This is a genomic window from Pseudomonas algeriensis, from assembly GCF_048847255.1.
Classification (GTDB): Bacteria; Pseudomonadota; Gammaproteobacteria; order Pseudomonadales; family Pseudomonadaceae; genus Aquipseudomonas.
Genome location: NZ_JBKKRK010000001.1, coordinates 363418 through 377636, shown reverse-complemented (window position 1 = coordinate 377636; position 14219 = coordinate 363418). Strand labels below are relative to the sequence as shown.

12 protein-coding genes are annotated in these 14219 nt (G+C 62.1%); 7 read left to right on the top strand and 5 right to left on the bottom strand.

The window, feature by feature from the left end; translation table 11 throughout:
- Positions 1-4 precede the first annotated feature (4 nt).
- Positions 5-1414: a putrescine-ornithine antiporter gene (gene potE / locus ACLK1G_RS01500; RefSeq protein ID WP_420763782.1), complete on the top strand. Its 1410-nt coding sequence runs from the start codon at positions 5-7 to the stop codon at positions 1412-1414.
- The gene (locus ACLK1G_RS01495) at positions 1411-3714 is read left to right on the top strand and encodes an Orn/Lys/Arg family decarboxylase (protein WP_420763781.1); all 2304 of its coding nucleotides are present in this window, start codon (positions 1411-1413) and stop codon (positions 3712-3714) included. The genes potE and ACLK1G_RS01495 overlap by 4 nt, the downstream gene beginning before the upstream one ends.
- Positions 3715-3751: 37 nt before the next feature.
- On the opposite strand, the gene ACLK1G_RS01490 is transcribed toward ACLK1G_RS01495, so the two are convergent.
- On the bottom strand, positions 3752-4447 hold the full coding sequence (locus tag ACLK1G_RS01490; RefSeq protein WP_420763780.1) for a tRNA (adenine(22)-N(1))-methyltransferase: 696 nt from the start codon (positions 4445-4447) through the stop codon (positions 3752-3754).
- A 217-nt stretch (positions 4448-4664) separates the two neighbouring features.
- Here ACLK1G_RS01490 and ACLK1G_RS01485 point away from each other — a divergent pair, with 217 nt between their 5' ends.
- Positions 4665-5411 (top strand): substrate-binding periplasmic protein, encoded by a 747-nt coding sequence (locus ACLK1G_RS01485; RefSeq protein ID WP_420763779.1) that lies wholly within the window; start codon positions 4665-4667, stop codon positions 5409-5411.
- Positions 5412-5426: 15 nt separating this feature from the next.
- Here the strand turns inward: ACLK1G_RS01485 and ACLK1G_RS01480 are convergent, their stop codons facing one another.
- Positions 5427-5885 carry a winged helix-turn-helix transcriptional regulator gene (locus tag ACLK1G_RS01480; protein WP_420763778.1) on the bottom strand — a complete coding sequence of 153 codons (459 nt, stop codon included), beginning with the start codon at positions 5883-5885 and terminating at the stop codon, positions 5427-5429.
- A gap of 116 nt (positions 5886-6001) precedes the next feature.
- Here ACLK1G_RS01480 and ACLK1G_RS01475 point away from each other — a divergent pair, with 116 nt between their 5' ends.
- Positions 6002-7210 carry an MFS transporter gene (locus ACLK1G_RS01475; protein WP_420763777.1) on the top strand — a complete coding sequence of 403 codons (1209 nt, stop codon included), beginning with the start codon at positions 6002-6004 and terminating at the stop codon, positions 7208-7210.
- Positions 7211-7304: 94 nt separating this feature from the next.
- Here ACLK1G_RS01475 and ACLK1G_RS01470 read toward each other — a convergent pair whose 3' ends face one another.
- The gene (locus ACLK1G_RS01470; RefSeq protein WP_420763776.1) at positions 7305-8159 is read right to left on the bottom strand and encodes a LysR family transcriptional regulator; all 855 of its coding nucleotides are present in this window, start codon (positions 8157-8159) and stop codon (positions 7305-7307) included.
- A gap of 74 nt (positions 8160-8233) precedes the next feature.
- Between ACLK1G_RS01470 and ACLK1G_RS01465 the strand changes: the two genes are divergently transcribed.
- Positions 8234-9220: a DMT family transporter gene (locus ACLK1G_RS01465; RefSeq protein WP_420763775.1), complete on the top strand. Its 987-nt coding sequence runs from the start codon at positions 8234-8236 to the stop codon at positions 9218-9220.
- Between the two features lie 119 nt (positions 9221-9339).
- Complete coding sequence (locus tag ACLK1G_RS01460; protein WP_420763774.1) at positions 9340-9858, top strand: GNAT family N-acetyltransferase; 519 nt, start codon at positions 9340-9342, stop codon at positions 9856-9858.
- Positions 9859-9942: 84 nt separating this feature from the next.
- On the opposite strand, the gene ACLK1G_RS01455 is transcribed toward ACLK1G_RS01460, so the two are convergent.
- Entirely contained in the window at positions 9943-11997 is a 2055-nt protein-coding gene (locus ACLK1G_RS01455) for a 2Fe-2S iron-sulfur cluster-binding protein (RefSeq protein ID WP_420763773.1), read from the bottom strand.
- Between the two features lie 331 nt (positions 11998-12328).
- On the opposite strand from ACLK1G_RS01455, the gene yghU reads away from it, so the two are divergent.
- On the top strand, positions 12329-13168 hold the full coding sequence (yghU, locus tag ACLK1G_RS01450; protein ID WP_420763772.1) for a glutathione-dependent disulfide-bond oxidoreductase: 840 nt from the start codon (positions 12329-12331) through the stop codon (positions 13166-13168).
- A 71-nt stretch (positions 13169-13239) separates the two neighbouring features.
- On the opposite strand, the gene ACLK1G_RS01445 is transcribed toward yghU, so the two are convergent.
- Complete coding sequence (locus ACLK1G_RS01445) at positions 13240-14166, bottom strand: Gfo/Idh/MocA family protein (RefSeq protein ID WP_420763771.1); 927 nt, start codon at positions 14164-14166, stop codon at positions 13240-13242.
- Positions 14167-14219 lie beyond the last annotated feature (53 nt).

Sequence of the window (14219 nt, the reverse complement as noted above, 5' to 3'; positions counted from 1 at the left end):
GGGAATGTCAGCCGCCAAGAAAATGAGCGTGGGGCAACTCACCATGCTGACTGCCGTCAACATGCTGGGATCCGGCATTGTCCTGTTACCCACCAAGCTCGCCGAAGTCGGCGGCATCTCCATCCTCTCCTGGTTGATCACCGCCACGGGCTCCCTGGCGCTGGCCTACGCGTTCGCCCGCTGCGGCATGCTCAGTCGAAAGACCGGCGGCATGGGCGGATACGCCGAATACACCTTTGGCAAATCCGGCAACTACATCACCAACTACACCTATGGCCTATCGCTGCTGATTGCCAACGTGGCGATCAGCATCACGGCCGTCGGCTATATCCAGACGCTTTTCAGCATCCAGCTCGACTCGCTGCAAGTCGGCCTGGCAACCATCGCCTTGTTGTGGCTGACCACGTTCGCCAATTTCGGCGGCGCAAGCGTTACCGGCAAGATCGGCGCCGTGACCGTATGGGGCGTCATTGCCCCGGTGGTGCTGGTGTCGACCCTTGGTTGGTTCTGGTTCGACAGCAGTGTCTATGCGGCCGGTTGGAACCCTCACGATAAACCCTGGTACGAAGCGGCTGGCGCATCGGTGGCAATCACGCTCTGGGCCTTCCTGGGCCTGGAGTCGGCGTGCGCCAACGGTGACGCGGTGGAGAACCCCGAGAAGAACGTGCCGATCGCCGTTCTCGGCGGGACGCTCGGGGCCGCTGTGATCTACATCGTCTCGACCAACGTCATCGCCGGTATCGTCGACAACGCCGAGCTGGTGTCCTCCACCGCGCCGTTCGGCCTGGTGTTCGCCAAGATGTTCACGCCCCTGGTGGGCAACATCGTCATGGGGCTGATGGTGCTGGCGTGCGTCGGCTCCCTGCTCGGCTGGCAGTTCACCGTCGCCCAGGTGTTCAAGAGTTCGGCGGACACGGGTTACTTCCTGCCGATCTTCGCCAAGGCCAACAAGCATGGCGTGCCGATCATCAGCATGTTGATCCTGCTGGCGATGCAGACGGCGATGGCGCTGCTGACCATCAGTCCCGACCTCGCCAAGCAGTTCGATACGTTGGTGAACCTCGCCGTGGTGACCAACCTGGTGCCGTACATTCTCTCCATGGCGACGCTGGTGACCCTGCAGAAGGTTTCCAATGTCCCGGCGAACAAGGCTCTTGTCACCAATATCGTCGCAGGCATCGCCGCGGCCTACAGCTACCTGGCGCTCTACAGCTCGGGCGAACAAGCGCTGATGCTCGGCGGCGTGGCGGTCATCGTCGGCTACACGCTGTTCGGTTACGTCAATACCCGCCTGATCCGCCTGGAGGCCATGAACAACAGCGTACCGACCCAGACCGTCGCGGCGCAGCACATCGTTGGCGAGCCCATTCCCGTCAACCACTTGAAGCCGGCTAACCTGGAGGCATTGCCATGACGGAACATCGAAATCTATTGGGGATGCTGGCCCTGCTCGTCTCCAACGCACCGGACAAGCGCAGCGTATTCGGCCGGGCCCTGATCCAGCTGATCAGTGACGTCGAGGATCGCGCCGTCAGCGTGCTGACTTCCGAGACCCTGAGCGATGCCAAGTCGATCCTCAGTTCCGACCCGGCCATCCAGTGCGTGCTGCTCAGCTGGGAAATAGACACCAGCGAAGACCATCGCGAATGCATCGACCTGCTGACCGCCCTGCGCGAGCGCAACACCCGCGTGCCGGTGTTTCTGATCAGTGATCGCAGCACCGCGTCCAACGTGCCGTTGATCGTCATGCAACACGCCGACGACTTCATCTGGCTGCCCGAGGACACCAGCCGGTTCCTGAGCGGGCGGATCCTGGCGGCGATCGAACGTTATCGCCAGGCAGTGTTGCCACCGATGTTCGGCGCCCTGCTGAAATTTGCCCGCAGCTATGAATATTCATGGCACACGCCGGGCCACGCCGGCGGCACGGCCTTTCTGAAAAGCACGGCGGGCCGGGCATTCTATGAATTCTTCGGGGAAAACCTGCTGCGCTCGGACCTGTCCATCTCCGTCGGCGAACTGGGTTCGCTGCTCGACCACAGCGGCCCCATCGGGCAAGGCGAGCGTTATGCCGCCAAGGTCTTCGGCGCCCATCGCACCTACTACGTCACCAACGGGTCATCGATGTCCAACCGCGTGATCCTGATGGCCAGCGTGACGCGGGACCAGATCGCCTTGTGCGACCGCAACTGCCACAAATCCGCCGAGCATGCGATGACGCTGTCCGGGGCAATTCCGACCTACCTGGTGCCGACTCGCAACCGCTTCGGCATCATCGGCCCGATCCTGCCGCAGACCCTCAGCGCCGAGGGCGTGAAGGCCGCCATAGCCAGCAATCCGTTGGTCAAGAGCGACATCGACCCGACACCCGTGCACGCGATTATCACCAACTCCACCTACGACGGCCTGACCTACAACGTCACCCGTGTCGAGGAACTGTTGGGGCAAAGCGTCGATCGCCTGCACTTCGACGAAGCCTGGTATGGCTACGCGCGCTTCAACCCGCTGTACAAGGACCGCTTTGCGATGCACGGCAGCCCGGACGACCACGACCCGTCGAAACCGACCGTGTTCGCCACCCAGTCCACTCACAAGCTGCTGGCTGCGCTGTCCCAGGCGTCGATGATCCACGTGCGCAATGGCCGCAATCCGATTCCCCACGGGCGCTTCAACGAGTCGTACATGATGCACGCCTCGACCTCGCCCAACTACGCGATCATGGCCTCGTGCGATGTCAGCTCGGCGATGATGGAGGCGCCCAGCGGGCAGATCCTCACCAGCGAGGCGATCGAAGAAGCTGTCGCCTTCCGGCAGGTCATTTCCCATATGCAGAGCGAGATGTTCAGTCACGACGATTGGTTCTTCTCGTGCTGGCAGCCGCCGATGGTGCAAGTGGACGGGCAGTCGATCGTCTTCCATGAGGTTGATCCAGCGCGGCTCAAGGCCGATCCCGGTTGCTGGGTGCTGCACCCCAATGAGGTCTGGCACGGCTTCGGCGACATTGAAGACGGCTACTGCATGCTCGATCCGATCAAGGTCTCGATCCTGAGCCCTGGCATGGGCGACGACGGCAATCTGCTGGACTTCGGCATCCCGGCCTGTGTACTCAGCGCCTACCTGGGCACGCAAGGCATCGTGGTGGAAAAAACCACCGACTTCACCATCCTGTTCCTGTTTTCCATCGGCATCACCAAAGGCAAATGGGGCACCCTGGTCAACGCCCTGCTCGACTTCAAGCGTGACTACGACGCCAACCTCGAACTGGAGCTGTGCCTGCCCGACCTGTTGAGCGCCAACCAACAGCGCTATGCCGGCATGGGCCTCAAGGACCTGGCCGAAGAGATCTTCGCCGCCATGAAAAAAACCAAGACCACCGCAGCCATGGCCAAGGCTTTCGGCACGCTGCCGCAAGCGCAGTTCAGCCCCGTGGAGGCCTACGAAAAACTGGTCAGAAACGAAATCGAGCAGGTGACGCTGGACGAGGCCGCCGGTCGGATCGCGGCAACGGGGATCGTGCCGTATCCACCGGGCATCCCCCTGTTGATGCCAGGGGAAAATGCAGGCCCATCGGACGGACCCTTGCTGGCTTACCTCAAGGCTCTGGAGAGTTTTGACCGGTCATTCCCTGGCTTCACCCATGACACCCATGGGATCGAAAATGACGGCGGCGTCTATCGGTTGCTGGTGTTGAAACAGGACGCGGCGGACCGTTAGCCGATTGGATCGGAGACGTCATCGAGATTCGCTGGGCTCACGCCAGCAGCTCGTTGATCCACCGCACCTGCCGCGCGACCTCTTGTACTTTTTCTTCAGCCACGGCCTGCTGCGCCTGGGCGAAATTGGCCAGGGTCTTGTGCTTGAGGCGCAGCATGCGTTGCCACTTGGCCAGGAATACCGGGCTGCGGGCCTGCATTTGCAGCGGGCCGAAGTACAGCTCCTCGGCGCTGTACATCACCGGCCCGTCACGCTCGGCGACGATGATTTCGTAGTAGAAGCGGTTTTCCCGCAATACGTCTTCGCACAGGATGCGGTAGTCGTTGTCCATCAGCCATTGGCGCAAGGGCTGTTCGCCGCCATTAGGCTGGAGGATCAGGCGTTCCCGACCGCTCAGGCGACACTTGCCGCTGTCAAGAATGTCGCGAATCGTCTCGCCGCCCATGCCGCACAGACTGATCGCCGTGATGCCGTCCGCCGGTTCGATCGCCGCCAGGCCGTCGGCCAGGCGCACGCTGATCCATTCGTCCAGGCCGCTTTCACGCACGGTGCGCTCAGCCGCGCGGAACGGCGTCGACGCCACCTCTACCGCCACCGCCGCCGCGATCACCCCACGCTTGATCAACGCCACCGGGAGGTAGCCATGGTCCGAGCCGATATCGGCCAGGCGCGCCCCTGTCGGCACGAGCCCCGCCACGCGTTCAAGGCGCATGGACAATGTCTGTTCGTTCAAGCGTTCAATCCTGTTTTGCGTTGCTTATGCGGCCGCTGTCTTGGCGGGGCGCCCACTTTATCAGCGATGGAATGTAAAAGTTGCTACCGACCACGCTTGCGACAATGAACTGAGGCATTGCTCGCATAACGAAGCAGCCGCCGATGCCCCGCACGTGTTTGGGTCTATGCTTGTCTTGGGTTCGCCAGCAACAGCGAACCGTTGATCAGGAGAACACGTGAAGTATTCGATGCCTGCCGCAGTGCTGCTCAGCCTGTTGCTCGGCCCGGCGACCGCACACGGGCAATATCAGGTCGTCACCGAGGAATGGGCACCCTACAACTATGTGGAGAACCATCGGCTCACCGGCATGACCACGGAAATCGTCCGGGCCATCATGGCGCTGACTGGCGATCATTTCGAGATGTCGGTGCAACCCAGCATGCGCGCCACGCAGATCCTGAAGAACCGGCCCAAGACCATCATGTATTCGCTGTTCCGCACACCGGAGCGTGAGCCATTGTACAAATGGGTCGGCCCGATCGTTGAGGAATCCATCCACGCCTACCAACTGGCCGGCTCGCCGCCGATCAACTCTCTCGAACAACTGCTGCGCGCTCCGCAGATCACCACGCGGCACGCGGGCCTGGTGCCGCAGACGTTGCAATCGCTGGGTTTCAATAACCTGGACAAAAGCGCGACCGAAAGCAGGCTGCTGTACCGCATGCTGCTTGCCGGACGAACCAGCATCATCGTCGGCGACACCGCGGCCGGAGTGGCGTATTACAGCCGCCAATTGGACATCGCGCCGGGCACCCTGCGCAAGATTCCCATCGAGCTTTACCGCTCGTCGCTGTACATCGCCTTCAGCACCGACAGTGACGACGAACTGATCACCGCTTGGAGCAACGCGCTGGAGCAACTGCGCCGGTCCGGCGAATTGGCGCGTATCCAGCAACGCTATGAGCAGCCTGCCCAGCCCTGAAGCAATGCGCCTGAGTCACGGCTCGCCGGCGATGCGTCTCACCCTGTGGCAATCCCCCGGTTGCAATTTCTGGCCGCTCAATGCGCGGACCTCGATGGGCATCAACGGCTCGCCAGAGGCGTTGTCCAACAGCACCGACCGCGTCTCGTGCTCGGCGAACAAAAACCGTTCGCCCCACTGCCGCAGGCTGATCACGATTGGGAAGATTTCCTGGCCTTTTTCCGTCAGGACATATTCCTTGTAGGCGCTTGCGTCCGATGCGGGCTGCACGCGCAATACACCGACTTGAACCAGGCCTTTGAGGCGCGATGCGAGGATGTTCTTGGCAACGCCCAGGCTCTTCTGGAATTCGCTGAAGCGGCGAATGCCGTCGAAGGCATCGCGGATGATCATGAGCGACCAGCGGTCACCGATGATTTCCAGTGTTCGGGCTACCGGGCATTCGCTGTTGGGCGATGGGGTGTTTTCTGACATTGGGTTTCCTGTTTGCTGACGCAGGGGAGTAGCTCCACCAAACTAGTTGCAAATTAAAACCCATTCAAGCAAAAATCCAATCCGGTTTTTAATTGCAACCAGATTGGAAGGCGCACATGACCGCACACATCATCCCAAGCCAAGGCCTGTCCCCAGCCCTCACATCCCTGTTATCCATCACCTGCGCACTGGCCGTCGCCAACGTCTACTTCGCCCAACCCCTCCTCGCCTCGATGGCCGAGAGCCTGGGCGTCGCTCCCGCCTCGATCGGCATCGTGGTCACGGCCACCCAGCTTGGATACGCATTGGGCTTGCTCTTTATCGTCCCGCTGGGCGACAGGATCGACGGCAAACGGCTGATCCTGACCCTGGTGACGTTGTCCGTGCTCGCATTGACGGCCGTCGGCGCATCCCAGCATTGGCTCATCCTCCTGGCCGCCATGATCACCACGGGCCTGCTCGCGGTCGTCGTCCAAGTGCTGGTGGCCTATGCAGCCGTGCTATCGGCACCGTCCCGACGAGGCCAGACCGTCGGCACCCTCACCAGCGCAGTCGTGATGGGCATACTTCTGGCGCGATTCATCTCGGGGTTCATCGCCGACCTCGCCGGCTGGCGTGCGGTTTATTTTGTGTCGTCGGGACTGATGCTGATCATCGCGACGGCGTTCTGGAAAGTGGCACCCACCACGGCGTCACCGGAAAATCGGCAGCCCTATCCGGCCCTGATCCGCTCGCTGTTCCAACTGTTCATGACCGAACCGCTGTTACGAATCAGGGGGCTGTTCGCGCTGCTGATCTTCGCCGCGTTTTCCGTCCTCTGGACCGCCATGGTCCTGCCGTTGAGTGCCCCGCCATTGTCGCTTTCCCACACCGCCATCGGCCTGTTCGGCCTGGCCGGGGTTGCCGGCGCGCTGGCGGCTCGCAGAGCCGGTCGCTGGGCCGATCGAGGCCTGGGGCAACGCGTGACGGGTCTTTCGCTGGGTCTGCTGGTGCTCTCATGGCTGCCCATCTCCTTCGCCGAAAGCTCCCTGGTCGCCCTGGTCTTCGGCGTGGTCCTGCTCGACTTCGCCGTACAAGCCGTGCATGTCACCAACCAGAGCCTCATCCTCGCCGCACGTCCCGACGCGCAAAGCCGCATGGTCGGCGCCTACATGTGTTTCTACTCGATCGGCAGCGCACTGGGTGCCGCCGCCGCGACCCAGGTCTATGCGCTATGGGGCTGGGCCGCGGTCAGTTGGCTGGGTGGGTCGATCAGTGTTGGAGCGTTGGGTTTGTGGGGCGTTTCGATTCATCGGGGCGGGTGCGCTGAACAGAAATCGGCGTGATCGATAACTTGTGCGCGGGGAGCTGCGAGGCGCTTTCACCCGTCACTCTTTCACATAAGGCCGGCGGAAGAATAGCCGTCGCCTCCTCCTGTTCTTACAGTCGAAAGCGCTGCTGGATCGCTTTGCCCAACAGGTCTACCGCTTCATCGGCGTGTGAGGCCTGGGAGCGCACGAACACCACTTCATGATCGGGCACCACCGGCAAACCCTCGAGGATGCGCATGTTCTCCGTCACCCGGGCGCGGTCGATCAGGCTGATTCCCAGTCCGGCTTCCACGCATGCCTTGATGGCCTGGCTCGAGGGGCTCTCCAGGACGATTCGCACCTTGCGCCCGCTTTGCCGCAGCGCCTGCAGCATGACTTGGCGGTAAGGGCATTGCGCCGCATGCACGGCCAGCGGGAGCGGGTCCGTCGCGCTCGGCGCCCCATGGGTCGCGCCTACCCAAACCGGCGTGGTGGTGACCAGGATCTGGCCCGCCGCCTCAGGCTGGTCCATTGGCTGGGTGAGTACGGCGGCCTGCAGCTTTGCACGTTGGACATACTCGCGCAGCGCATAGCTGGGTGCGGTCTTGAGTTCGAGGACCACGTTTGGCCAGGCTGCGGTGAATGTCGGCAGAATGTCGCGAATGACATGATCGGCGTATTCGTCCGGCACGCCCAGGGTGACGCGCCCCGCCAGCCGTGTCCCGTGTAGGTCGGCGAGCACGCGGTCATGGGTCGCGAGCAGCTCCGTGGTGGACACGAGCAGGCGCTTGCCCAAGGCAGTCAGGGAAACCGACTGATTGTCACGGTCCAGCAAACGGCCCCCGGCGACTGCTTCCAATCGTTGGATGTGCACGCTCACCGCCGCCGGGCTCTTGTGGAGCTGCTGCGCCGCGCCGCTGAACTTGCCCAGGCGCGCGACCGCATGAAACGTCCGGATCAGTTCGATATCCAGTATGGCTGTCATGATTCAACCTTTTTAAACCAGTGCTGCACGATATTTTGATTTATTAGATTAGTCGGCTTTCGTAGCCTGTGACCATGAACCCGACCAAATCGATCACCCGCTCGTTGCCGCCCAGTGCGTATTGGCTGATTCCGTTGCCCTTGCTCGAAGCGGCATTACTCGTGGCCTGGAGCTCCGGCTTCGTCGGCGCGCGATTCTCCATCGATTACGCCCCGCCGCTGCTTGTGGTGTTCTGGCGTTGCGTGCTGGTCACGCTCCTGCTGTTTCCTTTCGTCGTCCGGCAACTGAGGCGTACCGCCCTCGTCACCCTCCTGAAAAACGCCGGTATCGGACTGCTGGCGATGGCGGGTTACCTGGCTGGTATTACCCAGGGCATTGCCTGGGGTGTGCCCGCTGGCCTGGCCGCCTTGTTCGCCGACTTGTTGCCGATGGGCCTGGCGCTGATGGCCGCGGGTATCCTGGGGCAGCGCATGGCGCCGCGGGTCTGGGCAGGTTTGTTCATAGGCCTGACGGGCGTTGCCCTGGGCACCCATGGCGCGCTCGGGTGGGGCAGCGCGCCGTTGTGGGTCTACGGGCTGCCACTGCTGGGCATGTTGTCGCTCGCTGCGGCGACGCTCTGGCAAAAACACCTGCCAGCCTCGCAATCCATGGGCCTGCTACCGAACCTCTGGTTGCAATGTTGTGTCTCGGGCCTGGCCTTTGCCCTGATCGAAGGCGTGCAAGGCAGTCTGGCGCCGATACCCAGTACCGGGTTCGCCCTGAGCGTCATATGGACGGCCGGATTGTCGACGATGGGCGGCTATGGACTCTACTGGCTATGCCTGCGCCGGGCCTCGGCGACCCGGGTCGCCAGCGTCCTCTACCTGAGCCCGCCCATTACCATGGTGTGGGCCTGGGCGATGTTCGACGAGCCGCTGTCTTGGCAGATGGCGCTGGGGATGGCGGTGTCTGCTGTCGGGATCGGGTTGGTTGTGCGCGATGAGGCTCGTCAGGCTCGGGGTCAATCGAATCCAAGCGGGACTAGCCAAAATAGGAAAACACAGCGTATTGGAAATCGTTGAAGCGAAAAGAACCCACTTCCTTCATACCCATTTTCTGATGCGCACGAAGCGACGGAGTTTGTCTCAGCAGATGTCATTTGCCAGAATTCAATACCGGAAGAAAACCAAAAAAGTGCCCCATGACCATCACCATTCGTCTCGCACACCCAGATGATGCGCCGTTCCTGCCCGACGTTGAAAAATCCGCCGCCCGGGCATTCAGTACCATAGAAGCTTTGAGCTGGGTGGTCGATTCAGTGCCCATGCCTGTCGAGCGTCACCAGCGGATTATTGCGTTGTCGACGTGCTGGGTGGCCGTCAACCACCGGGACTTGCCTCAAGGTTTGTTAAGCGCAGAACGGTATGACGAAGCGCTTCATGTGCACGAGTTATCCGTCATGCAATCCGAGCAAAGGCAAGGAATCGGCCGTCGATTGATGGAAATCGCGATGGCCCACGCGCGCGCCAAGGGTCTGCTAGCCATTACCTTGACTACTTTCAAGAACGTACCGTGGAACGCACCATTCTACGCCCGACTGGGTTTCGAACAGTTGCCCGAAGCCACGCTGGCCCCGCGCCTGGCCGCCATCCTGGCAGAGGAATACCGTCGCGGCTTCGCACCGGGCAGCCGTTGCGCCATGTCATGGCGGGTGTGCTGAGTCGGGATTCGCTAAATAGGTCAACATCAGCGCGGATTTTTCTGCCGCCGGGCTCAACATCGCTTGGGTCGCCTTGTCCGAGTATCAGATTTCGAGCACCAAAGGCTCGCTGCCCTGGGCCGGTACCGCGCAACAGATCAGCACTTCGCCGTCGGCCACGGGCTCGGCGGGTTGGGTCAGGTAGTGCACCTGACCTTGGGTCATGCGGGTTTTGCAGGTACCGCAGGAACCGCCACGGCAACTGAATTCCGGATTCAGGCCGCGGGCCTCGGCCAGCTCGAGCAGCGTCCCGCTGCCGGGTTTCCAGCGGGCTTCCTTGGCCGAACCGGAGAACAGCACTTTCACCGCCTCAGTCGCCGCCGGCACCTGTTCGGCGGCCGGTACGCGGACCTCGATATCGCGCACCAGCGTAGACGGACCAAAGGTTTCAGCGTGAATGCGATCATCCGGGATACGCAGCTTGCGCAGGCCGTCGTAGAGCGCCTGGGTAAACGTGCCCGGACCGCACAGGTAGTAATCGTAGTCGTCCAGCGGCAGCAGTTGCTTGAGCAGCGCCACATCGATTCGTCCGGCCACGTCATAACCCTGCCCGGGTTTGCCGTCGGTGGGCGGTTGGCTGACCAGGCGCAGCACTTTCACTTTGTCACCGGCACGCGCCACCAGCTCATCAATTTCCTCGCCAAAGGCCAGGTCGGCCACGTGCCGGGCACTTTGCACCAGCCAGACCGGACGCATGCGGCTGATGCGTTTTCCTTGATAGACCACCTCGCGCAGCATCGACAACAGCGGCGTGATGCCAACGCCCGCCGCCAGCAGCACCAACGGCCGGCGCTCGGTGGCGTCCACCGTGAAATGACCTTGTGGCGCCCGGGCTTCGATATCGTGGCTCGCCTGGATCTGCTCATGTAGATGCGAAGAGACCGCGCCGTCACGCTTGACGCTGATGCGCAGGAAATCATCCGAGGGCGCGCTGGACACGCTGTACGTCCGGATCGAAGGCACGCCCTGCCCCTCCAACAACACCCGCACGGGCAGATGCTGCCCGGCCTCGAACCGGGGCAAGCCGGCACCGTCGGTGGTTTGCAGATAGAACGAGCGGATGTTGTGGCTTTCGTCCACCACTCGCGTGACTTGCAGCGCACGCCAATGGGTGCGCAGGGCCTCGGCCTGCAAGCGTTCGGCAGTCTGTTCCCAGTTACCGGTCATCAGTGAATTGGGCGAGTCGCCTTCAGCCTGATCCTTCCAGCGCAACGGTATCGCCGTCGAACGGTAGACCACGCGCTGCGGGGTGAACCGCAATAACCGTTCGGCGCCCTGGAACGCGGCGATCTGCGGGTCTTCCAACACCACCTGCGCCGAACCACTCATCTGCAGCAGGTCGCCGGTCTGGAAATCGACGAACACCAAGCCTGCGCGTGGGTTCAGCAGGATGTTGCCGAGCGTGTTGAAGAACAGGTTTCCAGAAAAATCCGGGATGGTCAGCGTCCCGTCCTCGTCCATGCGCACGAAACCGGGCTTGCCGCCGCGATGGGAGGCGTCGACCTGCCGTTCGCCGTCGCGTACCACGTAAGTCGCGATGTAGAACGAGTCTGACGCGGTGACCAGACGACGAACCAAAGGATCGGCTACTTCCAGCTCACGTGAGGCAGCAGGCTGCTCATCGACGAAGCGGTATTGGCGCAGATTGATGTAACGCGGGCAGTTGCCATAGGCCTGGGTCACCGAAATCTCCAGCCCCTGGTCAAGCTCGCGGCGCACCACGCCGTTCATGCGATTACGCCGACGGGTGTGCAATTCGATACCCAGCATGCCGATGGCGTCGCCCTCGCCCAGCCCTTCTTGTGCCGGGTCTTCAGGCTGCGCATCGAAATGGATATGCAGCGTTTCAGGATCTGGTGAATTCATGAAGCCGGGCTGCCCGGTGCGCAGAGTCGCCCAGACATCGCCCTGACGATCCACTGCCCCAAGCACCACAAACGGCAATTGCCCGTAGAACTCCCGATGCTGGTCCGGCATCCAGGTACGCGCCAGTTGTCGCTGACCGACGCCGGCCATCATCTCAACCGCCCCGACGGAGCGCTGCAAGGTCAACTCCCCTTCATGCCAGGGCGAAGATTGTGCTTTGGTGGCTTCGTTCATCAGCTACTCCTCGCGCCCCCCGTTTTGCAACGGGGTTGAATGCGCATTGGTCAGGGAGGGTCCATCACACCGATGGCGAACGGTGCATGAGGTGGAGCCATCTTCTGCCCAAAGCGGTGGCGCAGGAATACGCATGGATTGAAATCCACTGTTTCATTAAATGGAATGACCCTTCAAAGCGCTGCGCCGTCGACTCGACTTATCTTGTCGGTTGCCCTTGTCTGCCTGACAGAGCGCCCATAGATTAGAGTCCACGTCTCGACGCCAGCCATAGCGCAAACGTGTCGTGGCTTCGTCCCGGAACAAGTGCACTCAACGATAAGGTACGTTCATGAGCCAAGCGTCTTACGTTCCACCCAAAGTCTGGAAACACGAGGCCCCCTCGGGTGGCCACTTCGCGAGCATCAACCGGCCTGTCGCCGGGCCGACCCACGAAAAAGACTTGCCGATCGGCGAGCATCCTTTGCAGCTCTATTCGCTGGCAACGCCCAATGGCGTGAAAGTCACGATCATGCTCGAAGAGCTGTTGGCCCTCGGGCACACCGGCGCGGAATACGACGCCTGGCTGATTCGCATCGGCGAAGGCGATCAGTTCTCCAGCGGCTTCGTCGAGGTCAATCCGAACTCCAAGATCCCAGCCCTGCTGGACCGCAGCGTCGAGCCGCCGGCCCGTGTGTTCGAGTCCGGTTCGATCCTGCTGTACCTGGCGGAGAAATTCGGCGCTTTGCTGCCCAGCGATCTGGCCGGCCGCACTGAAACCCTGAACTGGTTGTTCTGGCAGATGGGCTCGGCCCCTTACCTGGGCGGTGGTTTCGGCCATTTCTACGCCTACGCGCCGGACAAACTGGAATACCCCATCAATCGCTTCACCATGGAAGCCAAGCGCCAACTGGATGTCCTGGACCGTCGCCTGGCTGAAAACCGCTACTTGGCCGGCGAGGCATACACCATCGCCGACATCGCGGTCTGGCCTTGGTATGGCCAACTAGTGCGGAACAACGTGTACTCGGCGGCCGAATTTCTTAGCGCCCATGAGTACACCCATGTGCAGCGCTGGGCGGAGGAAATCGCCCAGCGGCCCGCAGTCATGCGCGGACAGCGTGTCAACCGGACCTGGGGCGATGAGGCGAGCCAGGTGCCGGAGCGGCATCGGGCGCAGGATTTGGGCTAGGCAAGGCACCATGGCGAGGGAGCAAGCTCGCTCGCCATGGAAGCTCTGCTATACCCCCGGCATGGGGTATTTCAGTCGTAGAACGGTTCGACCAAGGTACGGCTGCCGACGAAAAAGCTGTCCGCCACCAGGCGCAGCGGTTGCAGGTCCATGTCGCACGCCTTGTCATTGATCAGTCGCTGGAAGTGCCGGTACACCGCCGCGTACTCACCCTCCTGCGACACGACCTGGCGCACGCCGTCGATGCTCAGCAGCGCACCGCCGTTGTCCAAGCGCAAAGTGCCTTCGGCGCAACGAATCTCGATGCTCCAGAGCTCATCATGACCATGGTCGAAATCGAACTCCGCGCGGATATCGAGACCGCGCGCCTCCGACATCTTGATGCTCGCGGCGATGGGCGACTGGCAGTTGTCGGGAACCCGCAGTTCGGCCGACTCGACGAACAATGACAGCGGCAACAGGTGGGTGGCGATGGACAAGGCGTTGATGCCCGGATCAAACACGCCCAGGCCGCCGGGTTGCCAGATCCATGCCTGGCCGGGGTGCCATTTGCGCACGTCTTCCTTCCAATCGATCTGGACGCTTTGCAGCGTGCGGCTGGCAAGCCAGTCGCGGGCCGCCTCGATGCCGGGCGCATAACGCGAATGCCAGGCGAACAGCCCGCTGACGCCTGCCGCATGCGCCTGGTCCACCAACGCCATGGCCTCGCCCAATGTGGCGCACGGCGGCTTTTCCACCAGGACGTGTTTACCCGCCTCCAGCGCCTGCCGCACCAGCTCGAACCGGCCCTGGGGCGGCGTGCAAAACGCGACCGCATCGACGCGCGGACCTTTGTCCAGCAGCTCCCCCAGGGACTGGAAATTCTCCACTCCAGCGCAAGGCTGCCCTTGGGTCGCGACCGCCACCAACTCGAAAGCAGGGTTGGCGCGGATAGCGGGCACGTGTTGGTCCTGGGCAATTTTACCGTAGCCCACCAGACCGAGACGGATCGGTTGCATCGATGACTCCTGACTTTTGTACTTATGATGGGGCAGCAAACTAGACGTAAAAC

Coding starts and splice junctions, on each gene's coding strand:
- ACLK1G_RS01455 (WP_420763773.1), bottom strand. CDS start 11,997: ATGAACGAAGCCACCAAAGCACAATCTTCGCCCTGGCATGAAGGGGAG.
- ACLK1G_RS01465 (WP_420763775.1), top strand. CDS start 8,234: ATGAACCCGACCAAATCGATCACCCGCTCGTTGCCGCCCAGTGCGTAT.
- yghU (WP_420763772.1), top strand. CDS start 12,329: ATGAGCCAAGCGTCTTACGTTCCACCCAAAGTCTGGAAACACGAGGCC.
- ACLK1G_RS01445 (WP_420763771.1), bottom strand. CDS start 14,166: ATGCAACCGATCCGTCTCGGTCTGGTGGGCTACGGTAAAATTGCCCAG.
- ACLK1G_RS01495 (WP_420763781.1), top strand. CDS start 1,411: ATGACGGAACATCGAAATCTATTGGGGATGCTGGCCCTGCTCGTCTCC.
- ACLK1G_RS01480 (WP_420763778.1), bottom strand. CDS start 5,885: ATGTCAGAAAACACCCCATCGCCCAACAGCGAATGCCCGGTAGCCCGA.
- ACLK1G_RS01470 (WP_420763776.1), bottom strand. CDS start 8,159: ATGACAGCCATACTGGATATCGAACTGATCCGGACGTTTCATGCGGTC.
- ACLK1G_RS01475 (WP_420763777.1), top strand. CDS start 6,002: ATGACCGCACACATCATCCCAAGCCAAGGCCTGTCCCCAGCCCTCACA.
- potE (WP_420763782.1), top strand. CDS start 5: ATGTCAGCCGCCAAGAAAATGAGCGTGGGGCAACTCACCATGCTGACT.
- ACLK1G_RS01460 (WP_420763774.1), top strand. CDS start 9,340: ATGACCATCACCATTCGTCTCGCACACCCAGATGATGCGCCGTTCCTG.